9 protein-coding genes are annotated in these 14881 nt (G+C 52.5%); 8 read left to right on the forward strand and 1 reads right to left on the reverse strand.

Annotation, left to right across the window (positions count from 1 at the left end; all coding sequences use genetic code 11):
* Window positions 1-63: 63 nt before the first annotated feature.
* On the forward strand, window positions 64-405 hold the full coding sequence (locus NYE26_RS32265; RefSeq protein WP_339257686.1) for a DUF6155 family protein: 342 nt from the start codon (window positions 64-66) through the stop codon (window positions 403-405).
* Between the two features lie 136 nt (window positions 406-541).
* On the forward strand, window positions 542-1459 hold the full coding sequence (locus NYE26_RS32270; RefSeq protein WP_339252820.1) for a VOC family protein: 918 nt from the start codon (window positions 542-544) through the stop codon (window positions 1457-1459).
* A 97-nt stretch (window positions 1460-1556) separates the two neighbouring features.
* Here NYE26_RS32270 and NYE26_RS32275 read toward each other — a convergent pair whose 3' ends face one another.
* Entirely contained in the window at window positions 1557-3887 is a 2331-nt protein-coding gene (locus NYE26_RS32275; protein ID WP_339252822.1) for a helix-turn-helix domain-containing protein, read from the reverse strand.
* Between the two features lie 255 nt (window positions 3888-4142).
* Between NYE26_RS32275 and NYE26_RS32280 the strand changes: the two genes are divergently transcribed.
* The 6 genes from NYE26_RS32280 (at window position 4143) to NYE26_RS32305 (ending at window position 14869) form a co-directional block, all read left to right on the forward strand.
* Window positions 4143-5081 (forward strand): ABC transporter permease subunit, encoded by a 939-nt coding sequence (locus tag NYE26_RS32280; RefSeq protein WP_339252824.1) that lies wholly within the window; start codon window positions 4143-4145, stop codon window positions 5079-5081.
* Window positions 5082-5091: 10 nt separating this feature from the next.
* Window positions 5092-5976, forward strand: a complete 885-nt coding sequence (locus NYE26_RS32285; protein WP_036726289.1) for a carbohydrate ABC transporter permease — start codon at window positions 5092-5094, stop codon at window positions 5974-5976.
* 38 nt (window positions 5977-6014) lie between these two features.
* Window positions 6015-7556 carry a DUF3502 domain-containing protein gene (locus tag NYE26_RS32290; protein ID WP_036726291.1) on the forward strand — a complete coding sequence of 514 codons (1542 nt, stop codon included), beginning with the start codon at window positions 6015-6017 and terminating at the stop codon, window positions 7554-7556.
* A gap of 32 nt (window positions 7557-7588) precedes the next feature.
* Window positions 7589-8635, forward strand: a complete 1047-nt coding sequence (locus NYE26_RS32295; RefSeq protein WP_339252827.1) for a glycoside hydrolase family 130 protein — start codon at window positions 7589-7591, stop codon at window positions 8633-8635.
* 89 nt (window positions 8636-8724) lie between these two features.
* Window positions 8725-13260, forward strand: a complete 4536-nt coding sequence (locus tag NYE26_RS32300; protein ID WP_339252829.1) for a polysaccharide lyase family 8 super-sandwich domain-containing protein — start codon at window positions 8725-8727, stop codon at window positions 13258-13260.
* 301 nt (window positions 13261-13561) lie between these two features.
* Window positions 13562-14869, forward strand: a complete 1308-nt coding sequence (locus tag NYE26_RS32305) for an aminoacetone oxidase family FAD-binding enzyme (RefSeq protein WP_339252831.1) — start codon at window positions 13562-13564, stop codon at window positions 14867-14869.
* Window positions 14870-14881: the final 12 nt, after the last annotated feature.

Consider the following 14881-nt stretch of genomic DNA (forward strand, 5'->3'; position numbering starts at 1 on the left):
ATGTTCTTGGCAAAAGCCTGCAGCCTCTCTGCAAAATAGCAATTTGGCGACAGAGGAGAGGTTCTGCGCTACCCCGTTATTAAGAAGGCGATTAAGGACTTCAGTAAGGTATCCGCCAACAAGGAGCAGATTGCTGAAATTATGGTGTTCACAGTGGAGTGTTGGGTGGACTTCACCCGGGCTTACGGAGACATCGATGAGCGGTTCTATCTGACGGTGTCCAGTATTTATAGACAAGCGTTGGAATACATTATGAAGAATGATTTGGAGGAAAAATTCGTCGACCGTAGCAGAAGGTTGGCGGAACGTAGTCAGGGCATTGGCTGGGGCTTTGGAGATGCCATGGTCGAATTCTATTATCACTATTTAGGGCACATGGAGGAAGAAGAGGAGACAGAGGATTAGACTGTGCGAGCTAGGGCGGAGGCCCTGCATTGTTTTCCAATATAAAGAATGAAGAAGCCTCCCTGTAGTGTATAATAAAGCAAATTAAAGCCCCTGTCCCTGGATCGGAACGGACAGAAGCTGAGGAGGAATCGTTGTGGCCAGCATCAGACAGAGAATTGTTCCGCATCTATGGTATGACAAGGAGGCGGCAGAAGCCGCCCGCTTTTACGCTACTGTGTTTCCGGAGTCCAAGGTTACGAGTGTGAACACCATTCATGATACGCCCTCCGGCGATGCGGGTCAGGTCTCTTTTGAGGTCTGGGGGCAGCCGTTCATGGCGATCAGCGGAGGGCCGTATTTCAAGCTGAATCCGGCCGTCTCCTTCTTTGTTAATTTCGATCCCTCCCGCGACCAGGATGCAGCAGAGAGATTAGATGAGGTGTGGGATAAGTTAGCGGAAGGCGGCACCGCCTTGATGCCGCTCGGCAAGTATCCGTTCAGTGAGCGGTACGGCTGGATTCAGGACAAGTATGGGGTGTCCTGGCAGCTGATTCTAACGAACCCGGCAGGGGAGGAGCGGCCTGCGATTATTCCTTCCTTGTTGTTCGTGGGGGATCAATGCGGGAAGGCGGAGGAGGCGATGTCCTTCTACTTATCCGTATTTAAGGATTCGCGTCAAGGACTTCTTACCCGCTACCCTGCAGGCTCTGCGCCGGATCAGGAAGGAACGATTATGTTCGCGGACTTCATGCTGGAGAATCTGTGGTTCACGGTCATGGACAGTGCGCATAATCATCAGTTCAGCTTCAATGAAGCGGTCTCCTTCATGGTATCCTGCGATTCTCAGGAAGAGATTGACTACTACTGGGACAAGCTGTCTGCAGTTCCTGAAGCCGAGCAATGCGGCTGGCTGAAGGATGCCTTCGGTATCTCCTGGAAGATTATTCCGGCGGAGATGAATGAGATGATGAAGAAGGGCACGCCGGAGCAGCTGGCGCGTGTGACGAAGGCTTTTCTGCAGATGAAGAAGTTCGAGCTTGAGGAGCTGCGTAAGGCCTATAAGGGAGAATAAGAGCGGCAACTTGCTGGAATACCAACACAAGCGATAAGGACCTAATCCTTATCGCTTCTTTGCGCGCAAATATAAGAATGTATAGGTTTCACTTGCCTCACACCTTCCCCCCGCCATCCCCCGCCCGGTACTTCTTGCGGTACTGGGCCGGGGTCATGCCGTACACCTTTTTGAAGCTGGAATAGAAGGTGTTCAGGGACGAGAAGCCGAAATGCTGCACGATGGGCTCGATCGGCGAGTCGGAGGCAATGAGCTCCTGGCAGATGAACGTCAGCCGCTTCTCGGATATTTTGTCGGTGATGGACTGGGTGGTCTCTGCTTTGTACAGACTGCGGAAATAATTGACCGACAAGCCCAGGTGATCCGCCAGCATGGTGGCAGACAGATTCGGGTCGGTGAGATGACTCTCGATGAACTGGTCCACCTGTCCGATCAGGGCGATATTCTTGGATTGGCTGCGGGCGGCCGCAATGTCTTCGAGTGTTCGGGTAATCAAGGCCTCCATCCACGGCATGACGTTATCCATTGTTTCCTGCCGAATGATCTGTTTCTCGATGGACGTCAGTCCCCACGAGCTGGGCAGCGGCTGGGAGGAATGCTCCTGGATGAGCCGGCGGATGTCCATGAACAAGGTAATCAGAGACATTTTACATTCAAAATAAGGCAGTTCCCGCAGCTTCACAACCGCTGAGCGTAAGACCTCCAGAATGACGGCGGCGTCCCCCTTGAGTATGGCCTGGGCGATCTGCCGCTCCTGGCTCACAGGCAAATGATATAATTCCCCGGGTGCAGCGGGCAGCCATTCCTTCACAATGAGCGACCGGTGTCCAAACCGGAATCGCTCCTGCGTCAGATCATACGTCTCCAGATACACCTCATGCATGTCGGTTAAGCCAGGCAACGTCCGGCCCCAGGCAATGGTAGTTCCTACGGACAAATACTGCTGAATTAACTGCCCTGCCACTTGCAGCTCCTTCGCGAATTCCTCTGACAAGGGAGCCGATAAGACTACAGCCACGTGGTCGTCTCCCATATCTACGGTCTGCAGCTTGTGCCTGGACGATTGCAGCGACTCCTGAATGATATTGGACATAGCGAACCGGAGCAGGCGCCGGTCCTTCTCCGGGTACACTCCCGAGAATTCCGCGAAGTGGTCGATCCGGAAGATGGCTACGGACAACTCATCGCTTGGCAGATCAATCCCCCATTCTACGAATTGAGCGCGGATCTCCGTTGCCGAATGGTACGTCTCCCCGAGGAAATCCCTTAAGAACCGCTCTCTGCCCAGAAATTTATTATGCCGCCATTGCTCGGTAAGCTCGTGAATCTGATTATGCTGCGAGGTAAAAACGCTCGATAAGTACTCGAGTTCATTGGCGTTCGCCTCAAGGCCGGGCTTCTCCGCCTGATGCTGCCGCATGACCCGGCTGATCAGCTCCTGAATGGGCGAGTACACCCGTTTGGAGATTAGTATAATCACCGCCAGGGAGGCCGCGAACAAGACGAGGAACAGGATCAGACTGGTGTCGCGCAGGACCGTGATTTTATTCAGAATGGCGGACTTCGGGATCATCTCAATGAAGGTCCAATCCTGGATACCCTTAACGGAGGAGTCGGCATAGACCACTAGCTTCTCCCCCTGATCCCGTGGCTGAAATAGCTTCCAGCCGCTGGCTCCCTTCATTCCGTGGCTTCTGAGCTCGGCAATCTGCTGCGGATTCATTGGCGTGCTGCTAAAAATCGTCTCGTCCCGGTCATTCAGCACGGTGATCGACCGGCTGGCGAAGTTTGAATTATTCTGCAGCAGAGTCATGAGATTATGGGTATCCACATTCATGACGAACGCGGAGATAGAGCTGCCTTTTTCATAAAATCTGACAATGGTCATCACTTCTTTGGGGGTGTTCCCGGTAAGAGGGAGAGACAAGGTTCGCGGAATGAGCACGCTGTGGTTCGCTGTTTCCGGGTCACGTAAGCGCTTAATAATATCCTGATCGTAAAAAGCGGCGGTATCATTTAACCCAAGTCTGGAGTCAATGACCGTATTCGTATAATCGTTAATCAGGTAGACCGAATCAATGGAGGGGTTGGCGTTCTTAATGTCCGTCAATTGGCTCCATACCTCATAGGTCTCGAAATCGCTGTAATGGTCCGAAAGGGCATACACCTTAAGCGCGCTGTCATTACTGGAGGAGAAGCTGAAATCAAGCGCCCATTCCATCAGCCGTGACGTATTCCGGGCCCCGTTCACGAGGAGGGATTCCGAATGATCGCCGATCTCCTCCAGCAGTGTCTTGGAAGATTGCCCATAGAGCAGTACGAAGGATACGCCTAAGACCAGAACGTTCGCACTGACAAAGTAAAAAATAAGCTTCATGTAGGTAGGGTGCCGCTTCAGCGAGGCGAAGAACGGTTGTCTGAATTTCATGGTTCTGGAACCTCCGTAGTCATAACTGTCCGGCTCATTATAAGTAGATTTATTATAGCACACCGGGTATTTTCGTCTGCCGAATCGTTTGTTTTCGGAAGAGTGTTGTTTTTGGGAAGGCGGTAAATCTGCACTTGCGGGAAGGATTGGCGTTTCTCGGAATTGCTCAGGACGCAAGGACTTGATAAGGTGACGGCATAGATTACGGAACGCTCTTGGGGCGGTTACCGGTCTTGAGGAAGGGGGGATGTACAAATGAACTACCCGCTTAACGCAGGTAAACGTTCAAAATGGAGGCATATCACGCAGAATCCTTTTCTGTATGTGATGGCTGTACCGGGGCTGTTGTTTTTCCTCGTGTTCAGTTACTTTCCTATATACGGGATTATGATTGCCTTCAAAGATTATGATTTTGCCAAGGGGATCACGGGGAGTGACTGGGTAGGGTTTAGAAATTTCGATTACTTTTTTACATCAGATGACTTCTGGACAATTCTGCGGAACACACTGCTACTCAACGTGCTGTTTATTGTGTTCACGACAGCGGCGGCCGTTCTGATTGCGCTCATGTTCAATGAGATCCGCAATAAGTATTTCAAACGGATATCGCAATCGCTTATTTTCCTGCCTTATTTCATGTCCTGGATTGTGATCGGGATGATTGTCCAATCCTTATTCGGCGGGGAAGAGCCCATGATTAATGTCTGGCTGCAAAATATCGGCATGGAGCCGGTCAACTGGATGTTTGAGTCAAGTCTCTGGCCTTATATTCTGACGGTGATCCGGGTGTGGCAAGGGGCCGGTTATCTCTCGATTATTTTCCTGGCCGCCATTACGGGCATATCGGAGGATCTATATGAGGCAGCCCGCATCGACGGGGCTTCTAAACTGCAGATTGTGACGCGTATTACGCTGCCGCTGCTGGTTCCGACGATTATGATCATGACGCTGCTGGCCGTGGGCAAAATTTTCAACGGGGACTTTGCGATGATCTATGCCATCATTGGAGACAACTCGATGCTGTATCCGACTACCGACGTCATTGATACCTTTGTCTTCCGCTCCATGCGGCAGCTGCACGATTTCGGCATGTCTTCGGCAGTGGGCCTGTTCCAGTCCATTATGGGTCTGATTTTCGTCATTGCTGCCAACTGGGTCACCCGCAGGGTATCCAAAGAATCTGCTTTATTCTAGGAGAGGTACTATGATACAGAAACATAGCGCAGCGGACCGCACCTTTACGGCATTCGCCCATACGTTCATTTTGCTGTTTACTTTATTTTGTCTGTTCCCTTTTCTGCTGATGATTGCCGGTTCCTTTACGGATGAGGAGGAGCTGATAGCACACGGCTATACCTTATTCCCGCAAAAATTATCGCTGGCCGCTTATAAGGCGGTTTTGCAGTCAGATGTTCTTTTCAACGGCTATGGGGTTACCCTGTTCATCACGGTTGTCGGGGCCTTAAGCGCCCTGTGCATTTCCGCCATGCTCGGCTATTCACTGGCGAATAAACGGAATGTTCTGCAAACGCCCTTTCTGTTTTTTTGCTACTTGCCGATGCTCTTCTCGGGAGGGATCATTCCGTTCTATATTGTTGTCAGCCAGTGGCTGCATTTGCAGAATACGATCTGGGTGCTCATACTGACGATGTTATGCCAGCCATTCCTCGTCTTCCTGCTGGTCAGCTTCTTCCGCACCATTCCTGAGGAGCTGGAGGAAGCCGCCCGAATCGACGGAGCGAATGAGATGAGAGTGTTCTTCCAGATTATGATTCCGATCTCCAAGCCGATTCTGGCTTCTGTCGGCCTCTTCTATGCGCTGAGCTTCTGGAATGACTGGTTCATGGGACTGATGTTCATCGATAACGAGAAGTTATTCCCGCTACAGTTAATCCTGCGCCGGATGGTCTCCAATATGGAAGCGGCCAGGAATCTGATTCCTTCCGGTGCAGCGATTGCAGTGACTCCACCGACTTACGGGGTGCGGATGGCGACCACGGTACTGACCATCGGCCCGATTGTGCTGCTGTATCCGATGCTTCAGAAATATTTTGTCAAAGGTCTAACGGTTGGTGCTGTAAAAGGGTAAGCCATTCAGATTGTCCATAGATACAGGAGGGTAACGAGATGAGGTTAAAAAAATGGTTCGGCACGGCAACAACAGCGGTATTGGTGTCGTCACTGGTGCTGGCAGGCTGCGGGGGAAATGCGAAGAATGAAGGCAATACGGCGAATTCTACGAATTCCCCGTCCAGTTCAGAGGGTGCAGCGCCTGCTGCCAAAGAAGTAGTGACGCTGAAGGCTTATTTCCCGGGAGATAAACCTGCGGGGTTCGATGCTGTGCTGCAGGCAGTCAACGACAAGTTGAAAAAAGATAATATCGGAGCCGCGCTGAATATCAACTTCATGCCTTGGACCGACTACGGGAATGCGGTATCCGTGAAGATGTCTGCCGGAGAAGAGTTCGATATGTATCTGGATGCCCCTTGGCTGTCCATGAACCAGATGATCGAGAGTAAATCGTTGACGGAGCTGGATGCGGCAGTGGCTGCACGGCCTGAGCTGAAGGCGTCCATTCCGGAGGAAATGTGGGAGTATAACAAATTCGGCGGCAAAATTATGGGGATTCCGCTCGGCACCACCCAAGGCCAGCTGTATGGCGTACTGATCCGTAAGGATTTACGCGAGAAATACGGGCTTCCCGAGCTGAAGACCCTCGATGATCTTGAGAAATTCCTGTATGCAGTCAAGGAAAATGAGAAAGACATTAAGCCTTTTGTCATTAACGGAATTAAGGCCGATAAGCTGCCATTCATCCTGAGTAACTCCGCGAATCTGGCGCAGGATGAAGTACTGGAGATTGGGGTCAACATGTTCTCGTATTCGATCAAGGATAAGAAGGTCATTGGCCAATGGGAGAGCCCGACAATTGCCGATGCTTATGATCGCGTTACCAAATACTACAAGGATGGAATTATCTCCAAAAATATTGCCCAGGAGCAAAATGCCGAGACGCTGTTCAAGCAAGGTAAATATGCGGCGACCTACTATGCAGCCGATGGGGTCGAAGGTCTGAAATATTCGGAAATGCTGAAGGATGGCAGCGACAAGCTGGAGATTTTCATACCGAACGGGGAGCAGGCTAAGCCTTATACGGCTTATCAGCAATGGAACTTCCTGTGTATCCCGACGACCTCCAAGCATTCCGATGTCACTATGGATGTAGTGAACTGGCTGTCGATTAAGGAAAACCATGATCTGATGGAATACGGCATTCAAGGAAAGGACTGGGAGCCTGTCGGCGATTCGAGCTATAAGGCGCTGTCCGGCTATACCTTCCCTGGTTATGTGCTGACCTGGCGGCCGACGCTGAATCGTACACCTGACACCATGATGCAAGATGACAAGAAGTGGTTCGACTTCTCAACCAAGACGTCCAATTTTACGCTTAGTCCAATCGCAGGCTTCAACTTCAACGCCGAGAAGGTAAAGACGGAATATGCCAAAATCACGCCGCTGCACGATTCGATCTTCTTGCCGCTAAGCCAAGGCCTGATCCCTGCGGCAGAAGGAAAGAAAACGATGGAGGATAAGATGGCAAGTCTCGGCGGGCAAAAAGTAATCGATGAAATCCAGGCCCAGATTGATGCCGTTACTTCCGGGAAATAACCGTACTTCAAACACAGAAAGAGGTCACTCCAATGAAAATAACACGCAGCGCGCACAATCCGCTGATTGAAGCCGTGGATGTTGTCCCCTCCCGTCCCGATTTCCAGGTACTGGGTGCGTTCAATGCAGGCGTGGCGCAGCTACAGGATGAGACGATCCTCTTGCTGCGCGTTGCTGAAGCGCCAATACCGGACCGGGCGGACGAGGTGCTTGTTCCCCGGTTGAATGAAGCAGGGACGGAGGTGCAGGTAGAACGATACGACAAGAACGATCCGGCTTATGATTTCTCCGACTCGCGCTTCGTCGCCAAGGACGGGCAGACGGTGATGCTCACCTCGTTATCCCATCTCCGGGTAGCGCGAAGCCAAGATGGCGTTCATTTCGAGGTTGAGCCGCAGCCGGCCCTGTTCCCGGAGCATCCTTTGGAAGCATGGGGGATTGAAGATCCGCGTGTGACCCAGATTGGGGACACCTATTACATCACTTATAGCGCTGCCTCTGCGCGCGGTGTCGGTGTCGGGCTGGCGGAGACCCGCGACTTCCGGATTTTCAAGCGGCGCGGGATGATGCTGCCTCCCGAGAATAAGGATGTTATGATTTTCCCCGAGAAAATTGGCGGCAAATACTACGCTCTGCATCGCCCAGTGCCGAAGTCATTCGGCGCGCCCGAGATGTGGATTGCGGAATCGCCCGATCTCGACCACTGGGGGAACCACCGCTTCCTGATGGGACTCGGCGAGCAGGGCTGGGACTCGGCCCGCATGGGCGGCGGAGCGGTTCCGATCCGCACACCGCAGGGCTGGCTGGCGCTGTATCATGGCGCGGACAGCAGCCACCGCTATTGTATGGGGGCGGTGCTGCTGGATCTGGAGGACCCGTCCCGGGTCATTGCGAGATCGCGTGTCCCCGTGCTGGAGCCGGAAGCTTCCTATGAGGTGAACGGATTCTTCGGCAAGGTCGTGTTCTCCTGCGGCGCGCTGCTGCTGGACCAGACTGTCCGTATGTATTACGGCGCGGCAGATGAAGTGATGGCTGTAGCGGACATCCCGCTTCAGGATATATTAGATACTCTTGTGTAAGGGTAGGGAGGCAGTGTGAGCTGCCTTCCTTAATCACTAGTATAGAAAGCGCTAACAAAAATCTGCTAGATAGACAAAGGAGCGTGTACATGACTGGTAACGTGCAAAGCAGGATCAAGAGATGGATATGTCTCGTGATGGTTGGTTTGATGATCTCGACCCTTGGGTACCAATATCCTGTATCGGCGGCGGATAGCTCGTCGCAGGAGCTGGCGGAAATGAGGCTGATGAAGCAGCGGGTGGTTGAGTTCTATATCTCCAAAGATATTATTAACGACGGAACTAACGGCCGGGTGGAATGGACTTTTAAATCACAGGCCGGAACCTACTTATCGAGTCAAAAAGCGAATGGAAGCTGGAGCGATGTAGATTATGCCAATACCACCTCCAGCGCCAACGGCAGAGCCTGGTCGCCTTACCTTGCGCTGGACCGGATGCAATCCATGGCTCAGGCATTCGCAGACCCGAAGGGGCCTTACTATCATGATGAAGCCATGTTAGCTGGTATTCAGAAAGCGCTGGATCACTGGTTCGCGGTCAAGCCGACCTCCACCAACTGGTGGGAGACCGGCATCGGCAAGCAGCTGCGGCTTAGCAAAATCGCGCTGCTGTGTGAAGGCTATCTGACTGCGGAGCAGGCTGCTAATATTGTCGGCACATTAGACAGCAGTCCGAATACGATCGATGGGGCGAACTCCTCCTGGTACAACCAGAATTATATGATCCGTGGCTTATTGCTTGAGGATGCCCAGAATGTCCGTAGCGCCGTAGAGGCGTTTAACGTGCTCTCGGCTGTGACGGTGACGCTGACGGGAATTCAGTCCGACATGTCCTTTTTCATGCATGGGAAGACGAATTATACCACGGGCTACGGCAGAAGCTTCGCCAGAGATATGTCCTTCTGGGCGTATGTGGTCTCGGGCACAAGCTTCGCCTACAGCCAGGCGGCCATTGACTCTTTGTCCTCCTATGTGCTGGATGGAACCAGATATCTGGTGAGAGGCGATGTTGCCGATCTGGGGATGGGGATGAATGGAGCGGAGTGGCCGGATTATGAGAGCTCTGCGTTGACCTTCTATGAAGATCCGCTGGAGTGGATGCAGGCGGCTAACCCGAAGCGGGCGGATGAGTTCGCGCTCTTCCTGAATAATATCCGGGGGATTGGCACAGTCTCGGGCAATGGACTGGACGCGAACAATATGACGCAGTGGCAGACCCTGGTCTCCTCTCATATGCGGAAGGATTACGGAATTACCGTCAAAATGTCCTCCAGCACGGTCAAAGGCGGCGAATGGAGAACCATTAATCCAAGCGGATATAATCTGCTCTATTGGACTCCGCAAGGTGCCACTGCGATCCAGAGAACCGGGGATGAGTACAGAACCGTATACCCGCTGATGGATTGGGCTCATGTTCCGGGGACGACGGCGCCTTATGTACTCACGAAGGAGAAGGATTTCAACAACCCCAAAACGTTTGTAGGCGGCGTGACCAATGAGCGTTACGGAGCCACTGCATTTGATTTCAATAAGCTGAGTACCAGCGGGAAAAAGGGCTACTTTTTCTTCGACGATGAAATGGTCGCGCTGGGCGCAGGCATCACTTCAACGAATGCTGCTCCAGTCCATACCACGCTGAATCAGAGTCTTGCTGTAGGCGATGTGCTGGTAGACGGCAAAGTGGCAGACGGAACATCGCAGATGAACGGACGCTGGGCCTATAACGATAGTACCGGGTATGTGTTCCCGGATAAGACGAATTTCCAGGTGAAGCTGGAGACAAAGACCGGGAAATGGAGCGATGTGGTCACTGGCAGCTCGACGGAGCCAATCACTAAGCCGGTGTTCTCGATGTGGCTCGATCATGGCGTGAAGCCGGTCAATGCCTCCTATCAGTATATCGTATTGCCAGGTAAAAGCCCTGAAGAGGTTGGCAGCTACGCGGAAGCAAGCCCGATAAGTATTCTCGCGAATACGCCATCAGTGCAGGCGGTCCGGCACCGTTCGCTGGGCATTGCCGAATTGCTGTTCTATCAGACGGGTACAGTGACGCTAAGAGAAGGCCTCAGCGTAACCGTAGATAAACCGTCGATGGTGATCGTCGATGAATCCGCAGACCCTGTCCGCATCTCGGTGGCAAATCCTGAAACACCGGGGATTACAGTCAATGTAACGCTGAACCGGAACGGGGATCAGACTACAACCACGTACAGACTCGGTAAAGATACATTTACCGGCAGGAGTACGACGCTGAGCGAGGGAGCTTCTATCGACGATAGAGGGTATGATCTGGCTTACAGTAAAGGTACGGTTGCTTCGTCCAGCGTGGGCAAGCAATTTGCGTCGGGTGCTACGGATCTGTACAGAACCTCCAGTTGGAGTTCGAATGCATCAGACGATGAATGGATTTATGTGGATCTGCAGGATCAATATAAGATCAATAAGGTTAGACTGCATTGGGAGAAGGCTTACGGCAGAAGCTATAAAATTCAAGTATCCGATGATGCGGCCACCTGGAAGGACGTTTATGCGACCTCCATGGGGGATGGCGGCATCGATGACATTGCCTTCGGTAAGACCAGCGCAAGGTTCGTCCGGATGCTGGGCGTTCAGCAGGGGACCGGAGACGGTTACTCGCTTGCTGAGTTTAACGTGTATGAAGCGGTTGTCCCCAACCTTGCGGAAGGCCAGACTGCGATTGCAAGCTCGTCCAAAGCGGCTGATGTATCAGTGGGGAATGCGGTAGACGGCTCATTGACGACCCGCTGGGGGTCCAACTATGCCGATCCGCAGTGGATTTATGTCGATCTTGGCTCCATTCAGCCGATTGCTAAGGTCATGCTGCACTGGGAAAGTTCGTATGGGAAGGAATACCGGATTGAAGTCTCCGATACAATGGAGGACTGGAAGACGGTATACAGTACGTCCAGTGGGGACGGGGATATCGACGAGATCTCTATCGATCCGGTGAATGCCAGATACGTCCGGATGTATGGAACTCAGAGAGCGAGCAAATACGGATATTCGCTCTGGGAATTCAAAGTGTTCGGACCAGAGACTGAAGCCCGCGTTCCCGCCCGGGTTGAGCTTGCGGCAGCGCCATCTTCGGTGGTGCCTGGAGGCAAAGTATCCGTTACGGGGGCCGTCTATGAGGGTGGTAATCTTCCGGTTCCCGGTGTTGAGGTTGAACTTACAGCTGCCGATGGAAGCCTGGAGGCTGCAAAAGTAACTACAGATGTGTACGGCCGGTTCAGTACGGTCTTTACCGCACCGTCCGTTCCCGGAGAGGTATCCATCTCAGCCGTTCTGCCGGCAAGCCCATCCGTGACAGGGGCAATCACCGTGTCTGTAGAAAAAGAGGCTGTGCCTACAACAGCCCGGATTGAACTTGAGGCCTCGCCGTCCTCCGTATCCGCTGGAGGCAAAGTGTCCGTTACGGGAACCGTCTATGACGGTGAAGAGCTTCCGTTAGCGGGCGCTGCGGTCAGTCTCATGGCAGCATCCGGCAGCTTCGAACCTGCCCTTGCTGTAACGGATGAGAACGGCCGGTTCAGCACGGTCTATACGGCACCGTCCGCAGCCGGAGATGTGGTCATTACGGCTGTTCTGACTGGCAATCCTTCCGTGACCAATACGGTAACCGTTTCGGTAAACAAGGCGGTACCGGTCCCTGTTCTTATTGAACTTCAGGCGGCACCGTCTGCCGTGAATACCGGAGATGACGTATCCATTACAGGAATCGTCTCAGGTAGTGACAATCTTCCGGCCTCCGGCCTGGAGGTCGAACTCGCGGCATCCTCGGGCATCCTGGAGCCAGCTCATGCCGTAACGGACGCAAACGGCCGGTTCAGCACGGTCTTTACGGCACCATCCACACCTGGAGAAGTGACGATTACGGCATTCTTGAGCGCGTATCCGTCCATTACGGGAAGAATTAACGTATCGGTCAATGAGCGTTCGGGCGGCGGAAACGGCGGCGATCCCGGAGGCGAAGCGCCAGTGACTCCGTCAGTACCAGTAGTACCGCCGGTTATTGTTGGAACACCGAATAAGCCGGACGAGGGCACACCTGCACCGGCAACTCCGGTGCCCGGTCCATCCCTCACCGATATTGCCGGACATTGGGCCGAAGCTAGTATCCGGGAAGCTGTTAAGCAGGGCATCATTACAGGCTATCCGAACGGCTCGTTCCAGCCGAACCGTAACGTGACCCGTGCTGAATTCACGGTCATGCTGGCGAAGGCGCTGAAGCTTCAGAACATAGAAGCAGCGTTGTCCTTCAAGGACAGTGACCGTATTGGTTCGTGGGCCAAGACAGCCGTTGCGCAGGCAGCAGCCCTGGGAATTATTCAGGGCGATAACAACAGCAACTTCCGCCCGGATGCGCCTATGACCAGAGCGGAAATGGCCGTTATGCTGGCGAGAGCATTGCATCTCGCTCCTGTTGCCCGCTCAGCAGGATTCACGGATGACCGCGACATCCCCGCCTGGGCGGTTGGAGCAGCGGCCGAGATGAAGAAGTTAGGACTGATGCAAGGCAAAGGCAACAACAGCTTCTTCCCGAAGGATGCCGCAACGCGGGCAGAGACGGTTACGGTTCTGCTGCGGATGCTGGAAGCTAAGTAAGTATAGCCAACCTTTCATCGTTATACGTTAGAACACGGCAAAGCAGCGATTCTCCTGTTAGTAGGGAATCGCTGTTTTGTATTTTTGGGCAAAATATAAGAATGTATATGTTTCACGCTATACATTATCCTTCTATTTCCCGCTGAAACGGTAGTCCTTTAACAGGACGGCAAAGCCGTTTCCACTTGTGTAAACGGCTATGATCATAAGGAGATCAATGACAACCAGTACACTTATGCTATAATTTAATAAAGTGTTTTTGTGCTTAGAGAAAATTGGATAAAGGATGCATTGACCAACCATGTATGAGAATCAGACTTCTATGCACCACAAGCTCTTTATTATCGGCGCAGGTGCTGCCGGACTAATGGCCGCTGTTACTGCGAGTGATATGGGGATCGATACTGCCATTCTGGAGAGTAACGACCGGATTGGCAAGAAGATCTTAATGACCGGCGATGGCCGCTGCAACATTACGAATGAATCCACTGTGACAGATACGGATGAAGCAGCCGCTTTATCGCGCAAGTATCACAGTAATCAACCCGAATTTCCGCTTGCGGTAGTGCAGCAATATGGCGTCGGCCAGACGATTGATTTTTTCTCCTTTCTTGGGCTTCCGCTTACAAGACTCAAGGGGGGCTTGATGTATCCGATGTCGCTGCAGGCAGCGGCGGTACTTGATATTTTCCAGCTGGCGCTAGAGGATCGGAATGTTCCCGTATACCTTAAGAATAAAGTGGTGGATGTTACTGCTTCGGCAGATCATCCTCGCTTCACGATAAAATGCCTAACCGAGACAGAGGAAGAGGTTGTGTATACTAGCGACTATCTGCTTCTGTCTACGGGTGGCAATACCGGTCCGAATGCAGGCAAAGAACCTCCGGGTTATACCCTTGCCGAACGTCTGGGGCACACCCTGATTGAGCCTTTTCCGGCCATCGTGCAGTTGAAGCTGCAATATCCGAATATGAGGGCACTGTCCAGTATCAAATCTCAGGGACAAGCTCATATCATTGTAAAGGGTAAAGTCATCGGCAGTGAACAGGGTGAGATGGCCTTCACAGACTATGGTATTACCGGTCCGCCCATTCTCCAGCTAAGCAGGAAGGCTGCGTATCATCTGGCAAGAGGAGAACAGGTGAAATTATCGGTGGATCTGACGCCGGGCCGCACAGAGGAAGAGTTAATTGATTTTTTAGAAACGCTCTGGGAGACCTTTGGGCACCGGACCGTGGCGGATTCCCTCGTGGGTATCTTCAACAAGAAGCTTGTTACGGTCCTGCTTAAGGAGACGGGCTTAGATCAACAGCCACAGCTTCTTTGCCAGAATCTTCCGCCCAAAACTAAAGAGAACTTTTATCGGCTCTTGAAGCGTTGGGAATTTAAAGTGACGGATACCAATGGCTTTACGAATGCGCAGGTGACAGCCGGCGGCATTGATACGTCGGAACTCACCCGGGGAACGCTGGAATCTAAGCTGGTGCCCGGGCTGTATTTAGCCGGCGAAGTGATGGATGTGGACGGAGACTTCGGCGGATATAACCTGCAATGGGCCTGGAGTTCCGGATATGTGGCCGCTATGGCGATAGCTAAGTCCATTCAATAAATTTATTAGGAA

Origin of the sequence: Paenibacillus sp. FSL P2-0136 (assembly GCF_037975325.1) — a bacterium.
Lineage (GTDB): Bacteria > Bacillota > Bacilli > Paenibacillales > Paenibacillaceae > Paenibacillus_AQ > Paenibacillus_AQ silagei.

Coding starts and splice junctions, on each gene's coding strand:
- NYE26_RS32275 (WP_339252822.1), bottom strand. CDS start 3,887: ATGAAATTCAGACAACCGTTCTTCGCCTCGCTGAAGCGGCACCCTACC.
- NYE26_RS32280 (WP_339252824.1), top strand. CDS start 4,143: ATGAACTACCCGCTTAACGCAGGTAAACGTTCAAAATGGAGGCATATC.
- NYE26_RS32285 (WP_036726289.1), top strand. CDS start 5,092: ATGATACAGAAACATAGCGCAGCGGACCGCACCTTTACGGCATTCGCC.
- NYE26_RS32290 (WP_036726291.1), top strand. CDS start 6,015: ATGAGGTTAAAAAAATGGTTCGGCACGGCAACAACAGCGGTATTGGTG.
- NYE26_RS32295 (WP_339252827.1), top strand. CDS start 7,589: ATGAAAATAACACGCAGCGCGCACAATCCGCTGATTGAAGCCGTGGAT.
- NYE26_RS32300 (WP_339252829.1), top strand. CDS start 8,725: ATGACTGGTAACGTGCAAAGCAGGATCAAGAGATGGATATGTCTCGTG.
- NYE26_RS32305 (WP_339252831.1), top strand. CDS start 13,562: ATGTATGAGAATCAGACTTCTATGCACCACAAGCTCTTTATTATCGGC.